The organism is Verrucomicrobiota bacterium, assembly GCA_016200005.1.
Classification (GTDB): domain Bacteria; phylum Verrucomicrobiota; class Verrucomicrobiia; order Limisphaerales; family PALSA-1396; genus PALSA-1396.
The window spans coordinates 40,976-63,016 of sequence record JACQFP010000081.1 but is presented as its reverse complement, the minus strand read 5'-3'; the positions used below and the strand labels follow the sequence as shown (position 1 = coordinate 63,016).

General features: G+C 58.6%; 15 protein-coding genes and 1 tRNA gene. 9 read left to right on the top strand and 7 right to left on the bottom strand.

The window, feature by feature from the left end; genetic code table 11:
- Window position 1: 1 nt before the first annotated feature.
- The 4 genes from HY298_26060 to HY298_26045 all read left to right on the top strand — a co-directional run bounded on the left by HY298_26060 (window position 2) and on the right by HY298_26045 (window position 6,897).
- Window positions 2-862, top strand: coding sequence for a DNRLRE domain-containing protein (locus HY298_26060; GenBank protein ID MBI3853724.1), 861 nt, complete (start codon window positions 2-4; stop codon window positions 860-862).
- 253 nt (window positions 863-1,115) lie between these two features.
- Entirely contained in the window at window positions 1,116-4,211 is a 3,096-nt protein-coding gene (locus tag HY298_26055; protein MBI3853723.1) for a DUF1800 family protein, read from the top strand.
- A gap of 4 nt (window positions 4,212-4,215) precedes the next feature.
- A complete protein-coding gene (locus HY298_26050) occupies window positions 4,216-5,931 on the top strand; it encodes a DUF1501 domain-containing protein (protein ID MBI3853722.1) in 1,716 nt (571 codons plus the stop codon).
- 36 nt (window positions 5,932-5,967) lie between these two features.
- A complete protein-coding gene (locus HY298_26045) occupies window positions 5,968-6,897 on the top strand; it encodes a DNRLRE domain-containing protein (GenBank protein MBI3853721.1) in 930 nt (309 codons plus the stop codon).
- A 45-nt stretch (window positions 6,898-6,942) separates the two neighbouring features.
- Here the strand turns inward: HY298_26045 and HY298_26040 are convergent.
- Both HY298_26040 and HY298_26035 read right to left on the bottom strand, forming a co-directional pair.
- Window positions 6,943-7,032, bottom strand: a tRNA-Ser gene (locus tag HY298_26040).
- Window positions 7,033-7,429: 397 nt separating this feature from the next.
- Entirely contained in the window at window positions 7,430-8,281 is an 852-nt protein-coding gene (locus HY298_26035; GenBank protein MBI3853720.1) for an ABC transporter substrate-binding protein, read from the bottom strand.
- Window positions 8,282-8,475: 194 nt separating this feature from the next.
- Here HY298_26035 and HY298_26030 point away from each other — a divergent pair, with 194 nt between their 5' ends.
- From HY298_26030 to HY298_26015, 4 genes are all read left to right on the top strand, one after another.
- The gene (locus HY298_26030) at window positions 8,476-9,156 is read left to right on the top strand and encodes a sigma-70 family RNA polymerase sigma factor (GenBank protein MBI3853719.1); all 681 of its coding nucleotides are present in this window, start codon (window positions 8,476-8,478) and stop codon (window positions 9,154-9,156) included.
- A gap of 190 nt (window positions 9,157-9,346) precedes the next feature.
- Complete coding sequence (locus HY298_26025; protein MBI3853718.1) at window positions 9,347-10,954, top strand: serine/threonine protein kinase; 1,608 nt, start codon at window positions 9,347-9,349, stop codon at window positions 10,952-10,954.
- A 226-nt stretch (window positions 10,955-11,180) separates the two neighbouring features.
- Window positions 11,181-13,595 (top strand): hypothetical protein, encoded by a 2,415-nt coding sequence (locus tag HY298_26020; GenBank protein ID MBI3853717.1) that lies wholly within the window; start codon window positions 11,181-11,183, stop codon window positions 13,593-13,595.
- 380 nt (window positions 13,596-13,975) lie between these two features.
- Complete coding sequence (locus HY298_26015) at window positions 13,976-15,013, top strand: hypothetical protein (GenBank protein MBI3853716.1); 1,038 nt, start codon at window positions 13,976-13,978, stop codon at window positions 15,011-15,013.
- 131 nt (window positions 15,014-15,144) lie between these two features.
- On the opposite strand, the gene HY298_26010 is transcribed toward HY298_26015, so the two are convergent.
- Window positions 15,145-15,528 (bottom strand): hypothetical protein, encoded by a 384-nt coding sequence (locus HY298_26010; GenBank protein ID MBI3853715.1) that lies wholly within the window; start codon window positions 15,526-15,528, stop codon window positions 15,145-15,147.
- Window positions 15,525-15,827, bottom strand: a complete 303-nt coding sequence (locus HY298_26005; protein ID MBI3853714.1) for a DUF433 domain-containing protein — start codon at window positions 15,825-15,827, stop codon at window positions 15,525-15,527. The genes HY298_26010 and HY298_26005 overlap by 4 nt, the downstream gene beginning before the upstream one ends.
- Here HY298_26005 and HY298_26000 point away from each other — a divergent pair.
- Window positions 15,826-16,785 carry a hypothetical protein gene (locus HY298_26000; protein MBI3853713.1) on the top strand — a complete coding sequence of 320 codons (960 nt, stop codon included), beginning with the start codon at window positions 15,826-15,828 and terminating at the stop codon, window positions 16,783-16,785. The two genes, HY298_26005 and HY298_26000, sit on opposite strands and share 2 nt — an antisense overlap.
- A 113-nt stretch (window positions 16,786-16,898) precedes the next feature.
- Here the strand turns inward: HY298_26000 and HY298_25995 are convergent, their stop codons facing one another.
- The 3 genes from HY298_25995 to HY298_25985 all read right to left on the bottom strand — a co-directional run bounded on the left by HY298_25995 (window position 16,899) and on the right by HY298_25985 (window position 22,035).
- Window positions 16,899-17,765: a tetratricopeptide repeat protein gene (locus HY298_25995; protein ID MBI3853712.1), complete on the bottom strand. Its 867-nt coding sequence runs from the start codon at window positions 17,763-17,765 to the stop codon at window positions 16,899-16,901.
- A 50-nt stretch (window positions 17,766-17,815) separates the two neighbouring features.
- Window positions 17,816-19,183 carry a Gfo/Idh/MocA family oxidoreductase gene (locus HY298_25990; GenBank protein MBI3853711.1) on the bottom strand — a complete coding sequence of 456 codons (1,368 nt, stop codon included), beginning with the start codon at window positions 19,181-19,183 and terminating at the stop codon, window positions 17,816-17,818.
- Between the two features lie 302 nt (window positions 19,184-19,485).
- The gene (locus HY298_25985) at window positions 19,486-22,035 is read right to left on the bottom strand and encodes a HEAT repeat domain-containing protein (GenBank protein MBI3853710.1); all 2,550 of its coding nucleotides are present in this window, start codon (window positions 22,033-22,035) and stop codon (window positions 19,486-19,488) included.
- Window positions 22,036-22,041: the final 6 nt, after the last annotated feature.

Sequence of the window (22,041 nt, the reverse complement as noted above, 5' to 3'; positions counted from 1 at the left end):
GATGAATTTTTGCCGAATCTTCTGGAGCCGCGTGCTTGTCATCACCCTCTCGTCCACCTCCATTGCCGGCAGTATCTCTCTGCCGCCAGTGGCGGACACAACCATCACGGAAAAAGCCACCCCCCCGCCCACCACCGAGCTGAACGTCGGCACGACCGGTCCGACGGCGGGCAGCAAGAGCGGTCGCGCGCTGTTGCAGTTTGACATCGCCGCGAACCTTCCATCGAACGCCATCATCACTGCGGCCGCACTGACGGTAAAAGTCACCAAAGCGCCCATGACCGCGGTGAATTCAACGTTTGATCTGCGCAAGGTGCTGGTGTCGTGGAGCGAGAGCGATGCCACCTGGTCCAACCGGATGGCCGCGACTCCCTGGAGCACCAACGGCGGCGGCATCGGCGTGGATTTCTCCAGCATCATCAGCCAGACGAATTTCATCACCGGCACCGGGCTTTACACTTTTGTTTCAAATTCGAACCTGGTCGCCGACGTTCAGAATTGGCTGCTGAATCTCGGCAGCAACTTCGGCTGGGTCGTGATCAGTGAATTGCAGGGAACGAACTTCACGGAACGCACGCTCGCCTCCCGCGAAGACACCGCGAACGCGCCGTCGCTCGCGATCCAATTCAGCCTTCCGGCGACCCCGCCGACGCTGACACCGCTGCCGCTCTCGACGAATCAGTTCAGTTTCAGTTTCAACGTGGAATCAAATCGGACCTACGCCGTCGAGTTCGATGGCGCACAGCCCGCGACCCACTGGACGGTGTTGACGAACATTGCCGCTCAAGCCGCGCCCGCAACAATCGTCGTATCGGACCTGCTCACGGGCAGCAACCGTTTCTACCGGGTGCGCACACCTTGAGACGCGGCGCACCACGGCGTCAGGGTCAGCGGCGCGGAGATCGGCATAATCGCGGTCGTCTTGAAGAGTTGGTTTTGAGTTGTAACCGTAGCTCATTGAGCGCCGTCCTTTTCTGTCAGCCTCAATCTGAACAAAAGTGTACCGCCGTGATGGCGTTTCGTATGACCCCTGCGTTGTCAATTGGCTTGACAGGTTGAGATTGAAGAGGAAAGTTGCGGTGCTTTCTGCAATGAGATGTAAGCGGATACGTGTAGTGCAGTGGTTGGCTTGTATTCAGGCTGGCCTTTCGCTCACGCTTTTCGCCGCCGACCCGCCACCACCGGCCATCACCAATCTGAACCTGAGCGGATCACAGTTGAATCTGCGTTTCCCGCCTTATCCGGCTTCCCAGGCGTATTCCATTCTGAGCACCACCGATTTGGGGTTGCCACTCGCGCCGAACACCAACTTCTTCCTCGCGCCGTACATCACCGGCTATACGACGATCACGAACAGCACGACGAATGGCCCGGTCGTGATCACCGTCACCAACTACGCGTATGAATGGCGGCTTACCAACGCGCCGGCCGGGAGCGGGTTCTACCGGGTGGGCGTCACGCCGTTGAGCAGCAACGCGGTGTTGACGGCCAACGTGCTCAACCGACTCGCTTACGGACCGACGCCGGATGAACTGGAGCGTGTCAACAGCATCGGGCCGCAGGCGTATATCGACGAACAGTTGAACATGGACGGCATCCCGGAGACGATCGACAATTACACGGTTGAAACCACCAACGCCATTGCCTCCGACCCGACCACCAACTGGACCTTCATCAGCATGACCGGGACGCTGGCGCAAACGACTTTTTACCTGTTCACCACCGCCCCGGGCGAGGCGTACCTGGACGATATTGAACTGCGCCCCTTCAGATACATGCAGCAGATCACCACCAACGTGGTGAACGGCACCAACGTTTACGTGACGAACAAGGTTTTCTCCTACCTCAGCACCAACGTGCTCGTGAACGGGGACTTTGAATCCGGCTACAGTTCCTGGACCAACGCGGGCGGGGCCAGCGGTTCGGGAGTTGATGGCAGTCGCGCGCACGGCGGGAGCAGTTGCCTGCACATGGTATCCACCACCGGCGCGAGTTCGCCGGGCAGCAGCTATGTCCGGCAGGGCTTCGTGAACGTAGGCTACCCCACAACCAATTCCTGGGGAGACGCGATTGTGCTGACCAACGTGAGCACCGACCAGGTCGTGTTGAATTACTGGTATCTGCCCGGCCCGACTTCCAGCAACCTGCGCCTGCAACTGGGCAGTGGCATCAACAGCACACCCGGCGGAATTCCACCGACGCCCACGTGGGTCTATGCCAAGGCGACCGGCACCGCCAACGCCAACAGCCGGTTGTACATTTATTTGAACGGCGCGGGCGATTGTTACGTGGACGACGTAAGACTCGTGGCGGGCAGCGTGGCGGAAGCCGGCCCGAATTTGCTCCAAAACGGCGACTTTGAATCTGCGCTCGCGGGCACATGGTCGCTCTCGACTGACTTCACCAACTCGACGCTTAATTCGACGGTTGCTTATTCGGGCAGCAGCAGCCTCCACTTGGTCGCCACGGCCGCGGGCAGCGGCAACAACGATTCGGTTCAGCAGAACATCACGCCCGCGCTGGTCAACAGCAACACCTACACGGTCAGCTATTGGTATCTGCCCGCCTCGCAGAGTCGCACGCTGACCGTGAAGCTCGACGGCAACTTGTTGCAGAGCACGCCCGACGTTGATGTTGGTGGTTTATATCGGCGGCTGAACACGGCCCGGGTGGGGCTCACGGATTATCGGGCGTGGTGGTGTCTCCACGCGGTGCAATCCCAGCGGCAACTTTTTGAAATCCTCTCCCAGTTCTGGGAGAACCACTTCGTCACGCAACAATCCAAAAGCGCAGATTATCTCGGCAATCAGGGCTACGACAGCACGACCGCGGGCTGGCTCGCGACGGATTGGGAGTTCCGTGAGATGACCAAGTGGCGCAACGCGATGCTCAATCCGAACTGCACCTTCTACGACCTGCTCAAGATCAGCGCCGAAAGCCCGGCGATGATCGTGTATCTCGATTCCGTGAACAGCAAGGGCAACGGGAGCAACATCGCGAATGAGAATTACGCCCGCGAACTGCTGGAATTGTTTACGATGGGCGTGGACAATGGCTACGACCAGAATGACATCGTCCTCATGTCGCGCGCGTGGACCGGCTGGTCGGTCGAACTGGTGGATGCGCCCAACGTCAACAACCCCTTCGCCCCCGCCTCGATCACCTATTATCCCGGCACCAACAGCACGGCGAAGCCGAACACCATCGGGACGTGGGCGTTCAACTTCAAATCCGCCAATCACGGCACCAATCGCGGCGCCATCTTCGGCGGCAAGACCGTTCCCGCGCGCTTCGGTGTGCCCTGGGCGGGGACGCCGTATCAAATCGCATTACCGGCGCGCGGCGCGGTCACCAATGGCATTCAAGACGGCTACGATGTGATTACCAACCTGGCCAACCTGCCGTTCACTGAGGAATACCTCAGCATCAAACTTTGCCGCCTGTTTGTTCACGATGATTTTCCCAACCCCAGCAACGACCCCAGCAATCCGAATTACGACTTTTACAACTACGCCGCCGGAAGTCTTTCCCCCGAGGCCGACCTCGTGCATCAGTGCATGCTGGCATGGGAATACAGCGCGCCGAAAGGCAATCTCCGCGCCGTGCTCAGCACCATTTTCAACTCTGAACTGTTCCGCACCCACACTGCGGCCGCGCAAAAGGTAAAGACGCCGCTCGAATACGTGATCAGCAGCATTCGCGCACTACGCTCGGTGAATGCCAATGGCACGGCAACCGCGACCCTTGACAGCGCTTCGGCGTCCTCCTTCGCCACGCCCATGAATCGCATGGGTCAGATGGACCTGTTTGATCGGGCGGCGCCGGACGGTTATCCGGAGGTCGCATCGCCTTGGATCAGTTCCGGCACCCTGGTGGAACGCATTCGCTTCGTCCAGGCGTTTCTCAACGCGGGCACCGGCGACGATGCCGGCAACAATGTTTGCGATCCCGTGGCGTTGCTGAAAAAGAAGTTGCCGTCGGAAAGCTGGGGCAATGCCGGTGACGTGGCGGATTATTTTCTCAGCATCCTGTATCCCGGCGAAGGCGCGGGCAATCTGCTGCTTTATCGCACGGCGGCCATCAATTTCCTGAACACCGCTGATGATGGCACGACCCCCTCTGCGTTCACAACCGGTTTGAGCAGCTACGACACGCGCGTTCGCGGGATGGTGTCAATGTTGATGACCTTTCAACGCTTCCAGGAGCAATAAGTTTATGCACAGTTTCAACCTCATCTCCCGTCGCAGCTTCCTCGACCGTTCGTTCAAGACCAGCCTCGCCATCGCGCTGTCCACGCTGACGGACATCCCGTTCGTCATGAAACGCGCGCTGGCCGAAGGCAGCATCGGCGCCAATGGCAAGAAAATCCTCTTCATCTGGCTGCGTTTCGGCAACGACGGTCTCAACAACATCATTCCCATCGAGGACCCACAGTATGCGGCGATCCGCTCGACCATCGAGATTCAAAAGGAAGCGGGGCTGGATTACAGCGCGAGCGGCCCTTGCTTTGACGCCACGCAACTGACGCTGAACGGCGTCCCGCGAACGTCAGTCGATAACACTTACAGCTACAACAAGGCCATCAGTCTGGGAAACGGCTTCGCGGCGTTGCATCCCTCGCTCAAGTTCCTGGCGCCGGTCTATAACGCAGGCGATCTGGCCCTGATCCACCGGGTTGCTTACCCCAAACAATCGCGCTCCCATTTTGATTCGCAAAACTATTGGGAAAACGGAAATCCAAACAACAACCTTTCGAAGGACGGCATCTTCTATCGCACCATCATCGAGTCGGGCCTGGCGAACACCGCGCCGCTGACGGGAATTTCCGTGCAAAGCGCGCTGCCCCTCATCCTGCGCGGTTCGCAGGCGGCCATGACCAACTTGACGAGTCCCACGCGCTACGATCTGCTCGGCATCCCCACCAACACCGGTGACAACAAAGCATTCAACGCCATTGCCGCGGCCAACTACTATCCCTTTGCCGACAAGCGCAACCGGGAACTGCTCGATTTGCAGCACGAGAACATGACGAACACGTTGCGGATTTTCGCCGGCATCGACTTCAGCGACACCGGCAACATCTTCCGGGATGACGTAAAGAGCGACAACGATGTGGACTGGTATCCCGGCACGAGCAACGACGCCCAAGGCTATTACCTCTTTCCGACCTCGGACAACAAGAACGGCGGGTACCGACGACCGGGCTCCCCGGCCACGTTCAACGCCGCCAAACGCGTTGTGCCGCAAAACCAGCAGAACTTTTTCAATAATCTAAAGGCCGCCGCCATGATCCTGAATAAGACCGATGCCATCATCGCCGGCACTGAAATAGGAGGGTTCGACACACACCAGACTCAGGGTGGCGTCACGGGCGCTCACGCCAATCTTCTTCAGGCCGTCGGCTGGTCCATGTATGCGCTGCGAAAATATTTCACGCTCTACGCGGAAAAGGTCAACTGGAACGACGTCGTCGTCGTCACGCTCTCGGAATTCGGGCGCACCGCCGTGGAGAATTCCGACAACGGCACTGACCACGCCGAAGCGGGTGTCATGTACGTCGCCGGCGGCGGCGTCCAAGGCTACGGTCAGGGCAACCCGACCGGTGTTTTCGGATGCCATCCGGGCGAATTTGGCACCGGCGACGTGAAGAATTGGGTCGTCGGCTCGCGCACCAGCTCCTTGAGCACCTGCGACACCATGTACGCCGCCGGGTTTCCTTTGAGCACCAACCCCGTGGCGGCGGGCTACCTCCGCCGTTCCTGTGATTACCGCTCCGTGCTTGGTGAAATCATCCGCAAACATCTCGGCGCAACCCAGAACCAGTTGAACAACATCATTCCGGGTTACGCAAACGCCGGCGAGAACCTGCTCAATGGCGGCACCTCCAGCGTGGATGGCGTTGCCATTCGCGGCGAGGTCGGCATTCTGTAAAGCCCCGCGCGCTCGCAGAGGCGTCTGTTTAGCATTTTGAATTCAATTCGTTTGGGAAATAACTTCAAGGTCATCCTCCTGGCCGGGCTGTGCCTCGCCACGGTGCGGGCGACGGCAGTCTGGGTCACCAAACCGCCCTCGGCGGACACGAGCCTGATCGAGGTCGCGCCCACCAACAACAATGGCGGCCAGGCCTGGGTGTTGTCCGGGAGGACCCAAAACGGCACGCGGAATCGTGGGTTGTTCAAATTTGACTTCACCGACATTCCCACCAACGCCGTCATCCTCTCAGTGGCCTTCGTGGTTGAAGTCACGCAGGTGCCGAGCGCCGGCCAGGCCAACTCAACCTTCGGGCTGCACCGCATGTTGCGACCTTGGGGTGAAGGTGACAAATCTGCCACCAACTCGGGCACCTTTGGGCAAGGACTGCCGGCCAGCCCGGGCGAAGCCACCTGGTTGCACAGTTTTTATCCCACCAACGAGTGGTCCGCTCCGGGCGGGGCCGCCGACGCGGACTTTTCGAGCATCGAAAGTTCCTTCCAATTCATCGCTGGCCTCGGCTCCTATCGCTTTGAATTCACACCCGAGCTGGCAGCCGACGTGCAAGGATGGGTGAACCACCCGGAATCCAATTACGGCTGGCTGCTGCTCTGCGGCGATGAAGACACGATCTTCACCTCTCGCCGCTTCGGCTCGCGCGAAGATCCCAACGCTCCCCCCAGCCTCGAACTTGAGTATGTTGTGCCGCCGCGAATTGACGCCGCGAAACTGGTGGACAACCACTTCGAACTGCACTTCACCGCGTGGCAAGGGCAATCCTACACCGTGCAATTCAGTGACGTCATTGCGCCTGCCAATACGTGGTCCAACCTGGCCGATATCAGCGCGCCACCGGAGACCACGAACCTCGTTGTCACCGACTTCACTTCACTTGGTCAACGCTTCTACCGGCTCGGCACCCAATAGAAAACTTGGCGAGCTGAGCGGGTGGATCGTTTTCAAAAATAGAAGTGGCGGAAGGAGAGGGATTCGAACCCCCGGTGACGCAAGCGCCACGGCGGTTTAGTAAACCGCAGCTTTAAACCACTCAGCCATCCTTCCAGCTACCGGCGCGCAAAAGTTTGCCGTTTGATGGGTTGAAGTCAAAATGATTTCAACCTAGCTTCTTCGCTATTTCCGGTGGAACCAGCGGAGCGTCGGACGCAGAAGTCCGAAACTCGAAACCCGAAGCCAACCAGAAATCCGAAATCCGAAATCCGAATTTCGCTGGCGGTCGGGGCGGGAAACCTCCCGTGTGGGGAGGCGGTTGCGCGACGCACCAAGGGCTTTGAGATCAACAGCCCACACCGATTCCGGCGTTGCGGATTTCGAGTTTCGGGCTTCTGTTCCCCCGTGGAATAAACGCCTGGCTATTTCCGGCGATGCGACTTGTGCTATTCCACGGGGTGAAGAATGTCGAGCTTCGGATTTCGAATTTGCTTCACCGGTCAGCGCCATCTCACACAACAAACTCCAACTCCTGCCGGTGCGGAATCAGCCCTCGTTCAAAAGCAAGTCCCAGGAATCGGCGGATGGATTCGCGCCCCTTCTCCCGGTAGTCCAGTGTCCAGTGGTTTACATACATCCCCACAAACTGGTCCGCCAGATCGCGACCCATGTCGCGAGCGTATTGCAGCGCGTGCTCTACGGCAACCGCGCGATGATCGAGGCTGTATTGAATGCTCGCGGTCAGAATCTCGGAAATCGTTTTGCGAACCGTTGGCTCGAAACGTTTATGAATCACATTGCCGCCCAGCGGTAAGGGCAAGCCGTCATTTTCGCGGCCCCACCAGACGCCGAGGTCTTCACAAACCTGCAAGCCTTCGTTGCGATACGTGAGTTGCCCTTCGTGAATGATTAATCCAACTTCCGCCGTGCCCGAAAGGACCGCTTGAAAAATCTGGTCGAACGGCACAACGACGTAATTGAAGTCTTTCGCGCTCTTGTCGAGCCAGAGTTGCAAAGCCAGAAACGCGCTGGTCAATGTGCCGGGCACCGCGATTTTGTTGCGCGCGATTTCGGCCTTGGTGAACTTCTGCTTTCCGACGAGCATTGGCCCGTAACCATCGCCCATGCTCGCGCCGCTCGGCAGCAAAGCATACTGGTCGCTGACGTACGCGTAGGAATGAATGCTGATGGCCGAGATGTCCAATTCACCACGCGTGGCCCGCTCGTTGAGCGTCTGGATGTCCTGCAAAACGTGCTGAAAACTGAACCCGTGCGTCGGGATTAGCCCCTTCGCCAAGCCATAAAACATAAACGCATCATCAGGGTCGGGCGAGTGGCCGAGGGTTAAGGTGCGTTGTTCCATGTGCCGACGTTAACTGCTGAGGCCCTTTATGCAAAGGAGTTCCAACTTCATCCATCATCCAGCACAGCCCAAATGCCCGCTTGCTTCGACATTTGAAACAATGTTAAATGCACTCGAAAGGAATTCCCATGTCTGGAGAGACTCAGACGAAGTCAGATGCCACAGAGGCTCGGTTCGGTCTCACTCATTGGACCATGATCCTGGACGCCGCGAACCGTCAGTCGCCCGACGCAAAGCAAGCTTTGGAGCAACTCTGCGCAACCTACTGGCCTCCACTCTACGCCTTCATCCGGCGGCGCGGACGCAGTCCTGCCGATGCAAAAGACCTCACTCAGGGATTTTTTGCGGAGTTACTTTCGCGCGACGGTCTGCAAACGGTCCACCCGGCCAAAGGCCGGTTCCGCACGTTCCTGCTCACCTGCCTTGAGAATTTTCTCAGCAACGAACGCGACAAATCCCAAGCGCAGAAACGTGGCGGCAACGCTGCGTTCATTTCCATCGACGAAGCTCTGGCCGAGGAACGTTACCGCCTGTTACCGGCCACAGTCGCAGACCCAGCTCAACTCCTCGACCGCGCGTGGGCCAACGTCGTAATCGAACAAGTCCTCCAACAATTGAAAGCGCAGTGCGCCGCCGCTGGTAAGGCCACCGTGTTTGACGTGTTGCACAACTTCATCACAGGCGATGCCGTCCGTGGCGATTATGCAGCGGCCGCCGCCCGACTGCAAATGACCGAGGCCACCGCCCGCAAGGCCGCGCACGATTTGCGCGCTGATTTCCGCCGGTTGCTCTTTCGCGAAATCGGCCGCACGGTGGACAATGTCGCGGGAATCGAAGACGAAATTCGCCAGTTGTTTGCGCTCTTTGCCAGATAACACGCCGCGTAGCCGCCGACGTGAGGAGGCGGACTCGTTTTGTAGCCGCCGAGGTAACGAGGCGGACTCCGAATTTCGGATTTCGGATTTCTTGTTGCTTCCACCTCCTCATGTCGGTGGCTACAAGCACGAATGTTCGTAACACTTCGGCACATTTGCTGTTGATAAAGTTGATGAGAACCACGTGATCATGACCGCTACTCGCCAATGCCCATCGTGTGGCGCCGAGTTGCCTGCCGACGCCCCGGGCGACGTGTGCGTTCCCTGCCTGCTGAAACTTGGTCTGCCCGACCAACCGTCACTCGCCAGCGCGACGCCGAAGCGTTTCGGCGATTACGAGCTCCTCGAAGAAATTGCGCGCGGCGGCATGGGCGTGGTTTACAAGGCCCGCCATCTCACTCTCAACCGCATCGTCGCCCTCAAACTCATTCTGGCGGGCCAGTTCGCCAACGAAACCGAGCGCAAGCGGTTTCAATTCGAAGCCGAGGCGGCGGCTCGACTTGAGCACCCGAACATCATTCCCATTCACGAAGTGGGCGAACACGAAGGCCGCCCGTTCTTCAGCCTCAAACTCATTGTTGGTGGCAGCCTCGCGGATAAAATTGCCGAGGTCGGGTTGCAGACTGCGGAGACAACAGGCGCTGCAAGTGGTTCTCCCACTCCTGGAGTAGAGGGACGGGGTGAGGGTGGACGTTCTGCCCGCTCCAAATCAAGCATCCGCCATCAACAATCCATCATCGCCTCGCTCATCGCCAAAATCGCCCGCGCCGTCCACTTCGCTCACCAACACGGCATCATCCACCGCGACCTCAAGCCCTCGAACATTCTCCTCGACGAATCGGGCGAACCGCACGTCACTGATTTCGGTCTGGCCAAAGGTGTGGCGGTTGACGGCAACCTCACCGTCACCGAAGCCGTGTTAGGTTCGCCGTACTACATGTCCCCAGAACAAGCCGCTGGGAAAACGCGCCAGGTCAGCACCGCGGCGGACATTTACAGCCTCGGCGTCATTCTTTATGAACTGCTCACTGGCAAATTGCCATTCAAAGCCGAAACCTCGCTTACCACGCTTAAACTCGTCACCGAAGCTGAACCGCCCAAGCCGCGCTCGCTCAATCCCGCTGTCGATCGCGACCTGGAAACCATCTGCCTGAAATGCCTGGAGAAAGATCCTACTCGCCGTTACGCCTCGGCGGAAGCACTTGCGAAAGACCTGGATCGCTGGCAGGAGAACAAACCGATCTCCGCCCGCCGGACGAACCTGACGGAGCGCGCCTGGAAATGGGTGAAACGAGAGCCATTAAAAGCCGCTTTCGTCGCCGTCATAACAGTCGCGGTGGTCGGCCCGTGGCTGGTTTCCCGCTACTACAATGACGAGTTGCCCCACATGGCCACTCAACACGGGATCACGCCGCCCAGCGACGACGGCGTTTATCTGCTGAAAGTTGAAGCGTTCAAGGAAGATCGTTGCACCGCCAACTTCTGGCGTGTGCCGTTTGAAGAACCCGGCGGCTGGCCGGTACGATTGGAGTTCCTGAACGTTCCGGACGCATTGCTGCCCTCGTTGCGCTGCCATATCAGAGCCGACATTGCCGGTCGCCCGGATCCGCCGCGTTCGACCATCGTCACGCACGGTCAAACCTTTCATCTGCGGGTCGAGACACCGGACGACCGCAATTTCTACGTCGCCTCGGTCGGTTGGACGGCCTCAAACCTCCTCGCTACCGCCTCAAACGCCTTCGTCCGCTTGACGATACTTCCAGAAGGAGACCGTCGCTGGAGTCCAAAGAAACCGTAACCCCGCGGTCGCCTAAGTCGTAGCAAACGAGGTAAGGAGGTGGAGAATCTAGCCGCCGAAGACCACAATTCGCGGAGCGAACGTCTCCGGAAGGGCAACAATTCAGTGATGGACTTGGGAAGCCAAATGAGGCGGACAACGTAGCCGCTGAAACTTTTCCCGCTTTTCCGGTAACACTTCCCGCTTTTTCCTTTTGATGTGGATGAACAGATCCATCTCGAATGTTATGAAACTGACCAAACTCTGCCTTCTCATCGCGTCCTTATTCACTTCCACGACGCTCCTCGCGCAAGTGCCGCAACTCATCAACTACCAGGGTCGCCTCGCCATCGGCGGCACGAACTTCAACGGCAACGGCCTGTTCAAGTTCGCCCTCGTCAACAGCAACGCCACCGCCACGTTCTGGAGTAACGACGGCACCAGCAGCGCGGGCAGCCAGCCCACTGCGGCAGTGACGGCGGGTGTGTCCAACGGCCTTTACGCCGTCTTGCTGGGCGACACTTCGTTCGCCAACATGACCGCCATTCCACCCACGGTGTTTACCAACGGCGATGTCCGCCTGCGCGTCTGGTTCAACGACGGCGTGAATGGTTCGCAACTGCTCACGCCCGACCAGCGCATCGCCGCCGTGGGTTATGCGATGATGGCGAACACCGCGACCGCCGCCGCGAATTTCACGGGGAATTTGACTGGTGATGTCACCGGAACGCAAGTCGCCACAACAGTCGCCAACGTCGGCGGGCAAACCGCAGCGAACGTTGCCAATGGCGCGAGTGCCGCCAATGCCGCCGCCAGCGCGAACACGCCAAGCACAATTGTGAAGCGCGATAGCTCGGGAAATTTTGCGGCGGGAACAATCACCGGAAACCTCATTGGTGCCGCCAGCTCCGCGACAAATTTGTCCGGCACCTTGAGCGGTGACGTGACCGGGACACAAGGCGCCACCGCGGTTGCAAGTGTGGGAGGGCAAACCGCAGTCAACGTGGCGGGCGGGGCGAACGCGGCCAACGCGGCCACCAGCGCCAATACGGCGAGCACCATTGTGAAACGCGACGCGTCGGGAAATTTCATAGCCGGCACCGTCACTGGCAATCTTGCGGGCAACGCCACGACGGCCACGACCGCGAACAATTTTTCCGGTTCGCTTTCCGGCGACGTAACAGGAACTCAAAGCGCGACCCTCGTCGCGAATGTCGGTGGCCAATCCGCCGCGAATGTGGCCAGCGGCGCGAGTGCCGCCAATGCCGCCACCAGCGCGAACATCCCAAGCACAATTGTAAAGCGCGATGGCTCGGGGAATTTTACCGCGGGTGCAATAACGGTAACTAGCGTGAGCGGAAACGGGTCCGGCTTGACCAGTTTGAACGGAGCAAACCTCGTGAGCGGTTCCGTCGGAAATGCACAGATTGCCGCGGGGGCAGTTTCTTCAAACCAACTCGCCTCGGGCGCAGCGTTGGCCAACTTGAACGCCAGCGGACAGAGCGGAGTGGCCAGCGGCGGAGTGATTCTTTCAACGAATCCAACTTCGGCGAATCTGGTCAACGCGGGCTATCTGAAAATCGGCAGAACCGAACTTGGCGAGGCGGGCTGGGAGCAGCGAGCCAACAGCAGCCCGCTTGGCGGACGGGCGGCTTATACCACCGTGTGGACCGGTGGCGAGATGATTATCTGGGGTGGACTGATTTTTGGCGGCAGTTACTTTAACGATGGAGGGCGCTACAATCCTGCCCTGAATAGTTGGACGGCGACGACAACCAACGGCGCTCCCGCCGCGCGCGCCTCTCATACCGCTGTGTGGACTGGCAGCGAGATGATTGTCTGGGGCGGAAACGATGCCAGTAGTAACTTCAACGACGGTGGGCGTTACAATCCCGTGGCAGACAGTTGGACAGCTACGACAACCAACGGCGCACCCGTTGGACGCTACAATTTTAGTGCCGTATGGACGGGCAGCGAAATGATTGTCTGGGGAGGAGGGAACGACGTCAACAACGCATCGAATGATGGAGGACGTTACAATCCTGCAACCAACGGTTGGACGGCGACGACTACCAACGGCGCACCGGTCGCTCGTGAGTATCATACTGCCATCTGGACTGGCAACGAGATGATCGTGTGGGGCGGAGTTCCCATCAACTTCGTCGGCTACTTGAACAATGGGGGGCGTTACAATCCCACGACCAATGGATGGATCGCCACATCTACCAGCAGCGCACCCGCCGCGCGCGGGCAGCACACGGCGGTGTGGACCGGCAGCGAGATGATCGTCTGGGGAGGATACAACGGCGGGAGTTTTAACGATGGCGGACGTTACAATCCGACGAACGACAGTTGGACGGCGACGAGTACAACGGGCGCGCCTTCGGGACGCTCTCTTCACACCGCCTTGTGGACAGGCAATGAGATGATCGTGTGGGGAGGATCAGGCTTCAGCGGCGACTTGAGTGATGGCGGGCGTTACAACGGTAATTGGGCTGCTACAACCATAGGCGGCTCACCACCGGCCGCGCGCGAGAGGCATACCGCCGTGTGGACCGGCACCCAGATGATTATCTGGGGCGGACTAAATGGTACCAACTACTTCAACGACACGTTCAGCTACTCGCCCCCAACCACAATGTATCTCTATCTGAAACCATGAAACGGATGACTGAAAGTCCGGATCGTAGCCGCCGAGGTAACGAGGCGGATTACTTGCGGGCGTGTACGGAAATGCAAGGGCGAGCGGATTCCACCGTTTGGTGTCCACGCTTTAGCGTGCGTTGGTCGCGTTTGCCGGCTAAAGCCGGGACACCAAACAGCTTTTCCGTACACGCTCTGCGAACCAATTTTCCTTCCTCCGCCTCCTCACGTCGGCGGCTACCTTTTTCAGCCGCGCTGCTTGCCGTTATCAACTCCAAGATCGGCGTTGAACCGGTCGGCCCGGACAGGAGCGCGGCCTTCAGGCCGCTTCAACGCACTGCCGGTCCGAACACCCAACCTCGGTTTGTGCGCCTCGAATTGTGCGAACGCGGATGCGGCGTGAACGCCGCGCTCCTGATTCTAATCGCCACTTCCGCGCTGGCGGCAGCGGATGACCTCGCGTCGTTGTCTGCCGATCGCACGGCGATTGAGCGCGTCTATTACGAACATCGGCTGGGCAACAAGCCGCCGTTTGAACAAACGCTGCCTCCAGCATTGATCGAAAAGCTCGTCCGGCAGGACCTGGAAAAAGAAGCCGTGCTCAAGAAAGTTTACGGAGTGGAACTGGCCCGCGCAGAAATTGAAGCTGAAGTCCGCCGCATCAATTCAACGACGCGCGCGCCGGAGATGCTGTCGGAAATCAAAAAGGCTTTGGGCGACGATGCGGAGCGATTTGCGCGCTCCGTCGCCAAACCCATCGTAGTGGAGCGGGAACTGCGCGCGCATTTTGAAAATGATGACGCTCTCCACGCCGCGCGACGCCAGCAGGCCAAGGAGCTCCGCGCTGAATTGCTGAACGTGGCCAACCAATCCCGTAGCCGCCGAGGTAACGAGGCGGAGGCTGGAGCGCCCAATGAATCCGCCTCGTCACCTCGGCGGCTACAAGACTCGCCCTCGGCTGCTACACAAAGTTTGGTGGAAAAGCTGGCGGCCATCTTGAGAGACAGTCGGGCCGGCTCCTTCAGCGAAGTCACGTGGCAACTCTCTGCTCGCCCGGATCGCGTGAACGCGGAACTCCGAACGCAGTCACCGTCTCCCTTGCCCGCAAAGGTCAAGGCGAGCAGCACGGCATACTCCGTCGAAGCCACCGCGCAACTGGCTCAGGTGCTTGCTTCACCGGAGAATCATCCGCGTGACCAGAAATCTTATTTCGAAGATTTGTCAGCGGAGCTGCAAAATGTTTTGCGCGTTCAACTCCAAAAGCCCGGCGATATCAGCGCCGTGATTGAAACGCCGACTGGCTTTCTGCTTTTCCTTGCCAAAGAGAAGACCGCCGATGCGTTGAGTGCAGCTTCGCTCTCCATTTCCAAACGCAGTTACGAACTGTGGCTGGCAAATCAATCTGACGATTCCCAAACAAACACCGCATCAAAATGAAAACCAAACACCTCTTTCACGCACTTGCTGTTGCGACGGCGACCCGCCCGTTCAAAAACGTCGAGCCGCGACGTAGCCGCCGACGTGAGGAGGCGGATTCATCGGGAGATCGCAGTCTTTTGTCCGCCTCGTTACCAGCCCACCCGCCGCAACCCGGGGCGATTCCACTGCCAAAACTGGAACCCATCGTGATGCGCGCGCACCACGGTCCCCATGCGTTTGGCTTGAGTGTCAAAGCGGGAGTGCTTGAGGAAGCGCCTCAGGAAGTGCGCGGCATCGTCGGCCCGCACATCGAGCCACACCAGACCATAGGCCGGATGACACAAGCTCTGTTTGAAGAAGTCCCAGTCCAAGCTGAAGAAGGTGACACGGCCCAAACGGTGCAGGAGTGGAAGGATGTCCGGGTCCTTGACTCCGGCTTGGGCGAAGTCGTGGCCGATTCGGCGCACCGGGATCCGCCACGCCCGGAGTTGTGGGAGTTGATCTTCGGGAAAATTCTCGTCCAGCAGGTTCAAGCGGCGGCCAATTGGAGATGGCGTCGCTGGGGCGGTCGGTCAAGCCCGTCATGTCGCGCGAGCCAAGCTTCGCGCGCGAGCCGCACCGCTTCGGCGACGGCGGCGAGCGGAATGCGGCCGCCCCAGCGCCGGTTGCAGATGAAATCCCACGAGTGTCCGTCGGCCACGTCATCTAATACCTGCCAGACCATGATGCGGGTGCCCTTAAAAGTGGGTTTGCCGTGGCAGATCGCCGGGTCGGCAACGACATATCGCCCCAACTCGATTCTGCCAGCGTTCCGACTCTTGGCCTTGCTCATGGGGCAAATCTACGAGCGTCAGGACTGCACGGCAAGGCATTTCCTCGTCCGGCCACTCACAGCGATGCTATCGCTGGCCGTTGTGATGGCCATGCCGGTCAGCGCCGGTACACGCACCAGTGCCAGCTATTCAATCGCTGCCGAGACGGCAGACGGCGGCGGACGCAAGACCACCAGCGCCAGTTATTCCAACGATGGCAGCATCGGCGGCATCGCTGGCATCGGCACCGTGGTCTCGCCTGTCGAAATTGCCAAGCACGGTTACATCGGCCAGCTTTACGATGTGACCGGCGTTCTCGTCACCGCGTCGCCGACGACCGTAAACGAAACCAGTACGCGTCAACTCAACGCGAGTGCCGCGCTTGACGACTCCACCTTTCTTGCGCTGGCCGCCAACCAAATTTCCTGGAGCATCGTGACTGGCCCAATCAATTCCATCAATTCGAGCGGCTTGGCCACCGCCGGAAATGTTTATCAAAACACCGGGGCAACGGTGCGGGGAGATTATCAGCAGAAATTTGGCACGCTCGGTTTGACCGTCTTGAATGTTGGTATCGACGACTTCGGAATCTACGCGAGCGACGGAATCGACGACGCCTGGCAGGTGCAATACTTCGGCGAAAACAATCCCAACGCCGCACCCGGCCTTGACCCCGACAGTGACGGCCAGAACAACGGTTACGAATATATCGTGGGCACGGTGCCAACCAATGCCGCGTCACGGTTCAACTTGACGATCGCCAACGTCGCCGGCCAGCCGATACAAAAGCTGCTCACGTTCAGCCCGCGCTTGACCGACCGGACGTATTACGTGGAATTCAGAACCAGCTTGAGCTTGGGCACTTTCACCACACTTACTTCATCGATGCAGAGCGACAGCGGCACGATCCGCGTGGTCACTGATACGAATGCCGTTCAAGCCAGCAAGTTTTATCGTGTCGGCATTACGTTTCCATAGACCGGGTCTGAAAATGTAGCCGTCGGAGGTGGAGGCGGAGGGTTTGGGTTGTTGATTAATCCGCCTCGTTACTTCGGCGGCTACATTTCTGCACGCGATTGAGCAGAAACTTCTTACCTCTTACGCACTGTCTCCGACTTTGAATCGGAAGTAATTAAAGCCAGCGCTTCGTTCACGCGCTTTTTCAAATCGATCATCGCCGGAGTTTGTCGCAGACGCGGCGGCAGAGATTCAATTGCGGCCAATGCTGCGGCGAATGACTTTCGCGCTTCGTCGGGACGCCCGGCCAGAATCAGGATTTCGCCACGCCGGGTGAGCCACTTCTCCTTCCGCTCCGAGCGGGCGGTGATTGCTTCCAGCCGGTTCAACGCCCCATCGAAGTTTTTTCGCGCCAGCTCAAGCTCGATGGCGTAAAGCTCCAGTCCCACCAACGGACCGAGCCGTTTTAATCCTTCGTCCAATCCGCGCACCGCCGCTTCAACTTCGCCGTCGTCCGCCTGCGCCTGGGCGCGTTCGAGAAAATATTCCGGCATTGGGTCGGAGGTCTTTGCAATTGCCCGGGTGAAATCGTTGACGGCCGCCTTGCGCTCTCCAAGCCTCAACAACAGTCGCGCGCGGGTCATGAGCGCATCGACATGGTCAGGTTGGCCCGCGAGATATTTGTCCAACAGCGCCCTCGCCCGCTCGTTCTGGCCGGAATCAAAGCACAATTTGCCGCGGCAAAAATCAACCGCGAGGAGTTGGGGATCGAGTTGAGCAACTCGATCATAATCGCTCTCCGCCAGTTTCCAGTCGGCGTGCACGCGATAGAGTTCGCCACGCCGCAGATAGAGCGCGGCGTTCTTGGGATCGCTTTCGATTTGTTTGGTAACAATGTCGATCAGCGCGAGAAGGTCAGCATGGCCCAAAGCGCTGGTTGGCTTGAGAAGACCAAGAGCAAGGACACCGAAGACCATCCAGAATGTTATGCGGCTTTCCATTCTGGAAGACTGCTCGAGCCAACCATACCTAGACTCGCCTCGCGGTCGTTTCAAGCGTACCGTGGTGGCACGACAGTGTCATAGCTGAGCGGAGGGATGACCTTCCCGCCGCCAGTGGTAATGGTACGGGTCTTCTCGTCGAACAGCACCGTGATGTTCAATCGCTCGGACATTTCCGCCAGGCACAACACGGTGTTGGCGCGCACGACCAAGTCCACGTTACAAAACGGCGTGCCCCCATTGCGGATGCAATGGTAGAAATTCTTGTGCAGGTTCTCGATCTTGCCAAACGGTGCCGGGTCGCTGAATTCTATCGTGTCCAGTTCGTCAGCGAAGATGCGTTCGGGTCGCAACTCCAGCTTGTTCTTGCTGGCGGCCATATAAAGTGTCCCCTTGCGACCGCGCATCATGTCCGGCAGTCCCTGCTCATTGACGGTGCTACCGACAATGACGAAGGTCAGGCCGCTGGGAAATTCCGCCAGCACGTGCGTCGTATCGGGGATGTCGCGGTCGGTGGAAACCTTGCGCGTGCCCGTGCAACAAACCCGGTGCGGGAACTCTGGATTGCCGGTGGCCAGCATCAAAGGGATGAAACGGTGGCTGAGCAGATTGCCAAGAAGGCCCGAGTTATAGGCAACATATTTGTGCCAACTGAAGTAGTGGTCCGGGTTGAAGGGAATCTTGGGAGCCCGGCCGAGCCAACGGTTCCAGTCGAGGTTTTTCTCGTTCGCGTCCGAGTCGATCGGAAACGACCACTCACTGTTGGTCTTGTTGTTGCGACAGTACGAGCCTTGCGCCCAGACCAGCGGACCGAGTTTGCCCGCCTTGATCCACTCGGCGGCCTTGTGAACCATGGGGTCGGCAGTGTACTGCGACCCGCATTGGTAAACTTTACCCGTGCGCTTCACGGCATCATAGACGGCCCATGTTTCTTCCACGTAACGGGTCATTGGTTTCTCGCAATAGACATGTTTGCCGGCGTCCAGCGCGTCGAGCGTCACCTGCGCGTGCCAGTTGTCCACGGGCGCGCAGATCACGGCGTCAATGTCTTTTCGCTCAAGCAATTTCCGGTGGTCGCCATAGCCATTGGCATCCGCCAGCTCGGTGTGTTTCTTGGCTTCGTTCAAATGCTTCTGGTAAAGGTCACAAACGGCACCAAACACAATGTTGTTGTCCGACGCGTTTTGCTTGTTGAGGCGGACGTGGGTCATGCCCTGCTTTCCGGTGCCAATGACTCCAATCACAATGCGATCGTTCGCGCCGACCACGTGACTCGGCGAGGGCGCCTGGTTCTGGCCATAGACCGGCGTTTTGAAAAGATTGGTTGCACCGACAGCGACCGCAGCAGTCGTGGCCTTCTTGAGAAATGAGCGTCGCGTTTCCCCATCACGGGTCGCAGAAGTGTGGTTCGAATTCATAAGCGTAAAGGTTTGGTTATCGGACGTTGACCAAAATTACCCATTGCGCTTGCTCAAGTAAAGACCTTTCACAAGCCATTCCAGAGGGGATTTATATCCGACGCAATTCTGCATTGCGTTTGAAAACGCCGAAATATTTGGCTGGATTCAGGCCCACTGCCCGCGCCGGTCTGCAACCTTTTCGGGATCATTATCACCTGGGCGTATTCGCTTGCGAGCCAGCCAGACTCAAAAGAAAACCACATGATGCACTTCAAACTGGCAATTCCTAATCCACTCCAGAGGATTCTCAAACCGGACGTTTATGGAATCTTCAACAGCTTCGATTCACTCCAAGCTTCCTCGCGGCCGGTGGTTTCGGCGCGCACTTTCTTTACCGTCATCGGTTCGACGGGTGGCGCGCCATGATCCCAAGCGCGGCGGATATAAGTCAGGATGGACGCGATCTGGTTGTCGTCAAAAATCCCCAAGCCCGGCATGTCCAACTCATAAACGCGGCCCTTGACGTTGAGCGGGCCGTGCACGCCCTGCAAGACAATCCGCGCCAGACGCTGGTCCGAGCCGAGCACCCATTCCGAATCCACCAGCGGCGGCGCCAAGCCTTCCTGCCCCAGTCCGTGCGGCTGGTGGCACTGGGCGCAACTGGACTCAAACAAAGTCTTGCCCAGTTCGAAGCGCTCCTTTTCCTCCGTGGTCAACGGTATGACCGGCGGCGGCGGCACATAGCCGGGTTGTCCCGGCCACGTGATCAACGACGTAATCTTTTCGATCCGCTCACGGACCGCCGGGTTGCCCGATTCCTGCAAGGCGATCACTGCCTTTGGCTCCGCCGGAAAATTGATCGGTTTGATTCTGAACGACGTCTTGCTCTTCATTGGCGCCGGCGCCGTGGCCACCATCCCATCCAACAAGGCCAGTTGCCGCCAGGTCGTCGCGCCGGATTGTCTGGCCGCCAATTCGAACACGCGCTCCACGCCTTTGGGTTTGCCGGCGGTGAAGATGCATTGGGCCAACCCCTTGAGCATTTCATTGCGACCGGGTTTATTGGCGCTCCAGTTCCTGACCGCCAATAATCTTTCCAAAAACTCCAATTCCCGCACCACCAATCCGCTGAACACGGCCTCGCGCACGAGCACGTTATCAGCTGATTTCTGGAGCAGCGCGATCATTCCGTCCTCCGCTCTTGCACCGGCGACTTCGCCAAACGTGAAGGCAAGTTGCAATTGAACATCGGGCTGGTCGTCGTTGATTAACGGCAACAACGCCGCCAATACTTTCGGCTTTTCGTTCGATTTAAGGAATGGTTCCAGCAGTCGAATGGCGGCGGCTTTCACCTTGGGATGATGATCGGCCAGCGCGGTTGTGAGCGTCCCCAGGTCGCTTTCGCCCATACCATCCAGCGTCCACAGCGCGTGCAACCGACCCAGCGGATTGTCACCAGTGGTGGCCAGTTTTTTCAAATCGGCGGTGACCGACAAATCAGCGCGCTCCACCAGGAGTCGTTGGGCGGTGTCACGCCACCAGCCATTTGGATGCGAAAGGTATTTTACCAACTCCACTGAACTGGCTTTGCTCAAGTGTGGTTGCGGGCCGGGTCTCTTCGCGTCGTGGACGACGCGGTAGATGCGGCCCAGCCCAATCGGTTTTTCCAGACCGCGCGACTCGATTTGTTTGCGCAAATAGCTCGTCACAAAAATGCGGTGCTGCAAGATGCCGCGATACATATCAACCAGATACAACGTGCCGTCCGGTGCGTTACAGGCATTGACCGGCCGAAACCGCTCATCGGTCGAGGCGAGAAATTCGGATTTCGCGTAGGCGCCCTGACCAGTGATGGCACAATCCCGCTCTGCAAGAATATCTCTTTTGACAAGGTTGCCCGCGGGCTCGCATACAAAGGCATTGCCGTAAAATTCAGCGGGGAAATTATCGCCGCGATAAATCACCGGCCCGCACGCCGCCGTGAACGTGGCCAGCGTGCCGTCCGCCCGCAATTGCGTGGGGCGATAGCCGCGGTTCACGCCCGGATTGGCGTGAACCGGCCACACGGCTTGATCCCGAATGACTTGATGATTCAATCCGACCGGATTGCGAAAATTGGGATTGCGAACCAGATACGCCGACGGCACGAGGTTACAACGAAGTTGGTCCTCGTTCGAATTGAAAAAGAGCCGGCCAAAATCGTCCTGCGATAATCCCCACTGACCGCGGAACACGGTGGGCGACCGTTTCCACTCGCCATCCACATTTCGAAACCGCGTGGTGTAGTTTGCACTGTAAATCCAGTTATCCAAAGCGCCCAGCAGTCCGTTGGCCGTGTGCTCCGGACTGGTGCGGTTGCCGTAATCACCGGCCACCTCAATCTTTTCATCGCACTTGCCATCGCCGTTCGTGTCCCGACAAAACCACAGTTTGGGAGGTTCGGCCACCAACACGCCGTCACGCACCAACCCAATCGCCCGCGGCATGACCAATCCGTCGAGGAACACCGTGCTCTTGTCCATCCGCCCATCCCCGTCAACATCTTCCAGCACCACCACCCGGCCGACCGGCGCGTCTTCGCCCACGCCATCGACATTCGGCATGAAGCCGCGCATCTCAACGACCCAAAGGCGGCCATCCGGATCAAACTCCATCGCCACCGGGTCGCTCACCAATGGTTCACTGGCCACCAACTCGATCCGGAAACCAGGCGCGAGCTTGAACGTTTTCAACGCCTGCTCCGGCGACAACGCGGGCGACGGTGGAACGGGAAACGTGGCTGCGTTTTGAACCTCACCGGGCTTGTCGCCCTGCTGCGCCCGACCAACAAAAATGGAAATAATCAGGCAACAAAAAATTCGATTTAACATTTTAAT

What these genes read in the sequence shown, in the direction of transcription:
- HY298_26000 (MBI3853713.1), top strand. Translation starts at nt 15,826, where the DNA reads ATGGGGCAAATCTACGAGCGTCAGGACTGCACGGCAAGGCATTTCCTC.
- HY298_25990 (MBI3853711.1), bottom strand. Translation starts at nt 19,183, where the DNA reads ATGAATTCGAACCACACTTCTGCGACCCGTGATGGGGAAACGCGACGC.
- HY298_26060 (MBI3853724.1), top strand. Translation starts at nt 2, where the DNA reads ATGAATTTTTGCCGAATCTTCTGGAGCCGCGTGCTTGTCATCACCCTC.
- HY298_25985 (MBI3853710.1), bottom strand. Translation starts at nt 22,035, where the DNA reads ATGTTAAATCGAATTTTTTGTTGCCTGATTATTTCCATTTTTGTTGGT.
- HY298_25995 (MBI3853712.1), bottom strand. Translation starts at nt 17,765, where the DNA reads ATGGAAAGCCGCATAACATTCTGGATGGTCTTCGGTGTCCTTGCTCTT.
- HY298_26035 (MBI3853720.1), bottom strand. Translation starts at nt 8,281, where the DNA reads ATGGAACAACGCACCTTAACCCTCGGCCACTCGCCCGACCCTGATGAT.
- HY298_26020 (MBI3853717.1), top strand. Translation starts at nt 11,181, where the DNA reads ATGAAACTGACCAAACTCTGCCTTCTCATCGCGTCCTTATTCACTTCC.
- HY298_26025 (MBI3853718.1), top strand. Translation starts at nt 9,347, where the DNA reads ATGACCGCTACTCGCCAATGCCCATCGTGTGGCGCCGAGTTGCCTGCC.
- HY298_26050 (MBI3853722.1), top strand. Translation starts at nt 4,216, where the DNA reads ATGCACAGTTTCAACCTCATCTCCCGTCGCAGCTTCCTCGACCGTTCG.
- HY298_26005 (MBI3853714.1), bottom strand. Translation starts at nt 15,827, where the DNA reads ATGAGCAAGGCCAAGAGTCGGAACGCTGGCAGAATCGAGTTGGGGCGA.
- HY298_26030 (MBI3853719.1), top strand. Translation starts at nt 8,476, where the DNA reads ATGATCCTGGACGCCGCGAACCGTCAGTCGCCCGACGCAAAGCAAGCT.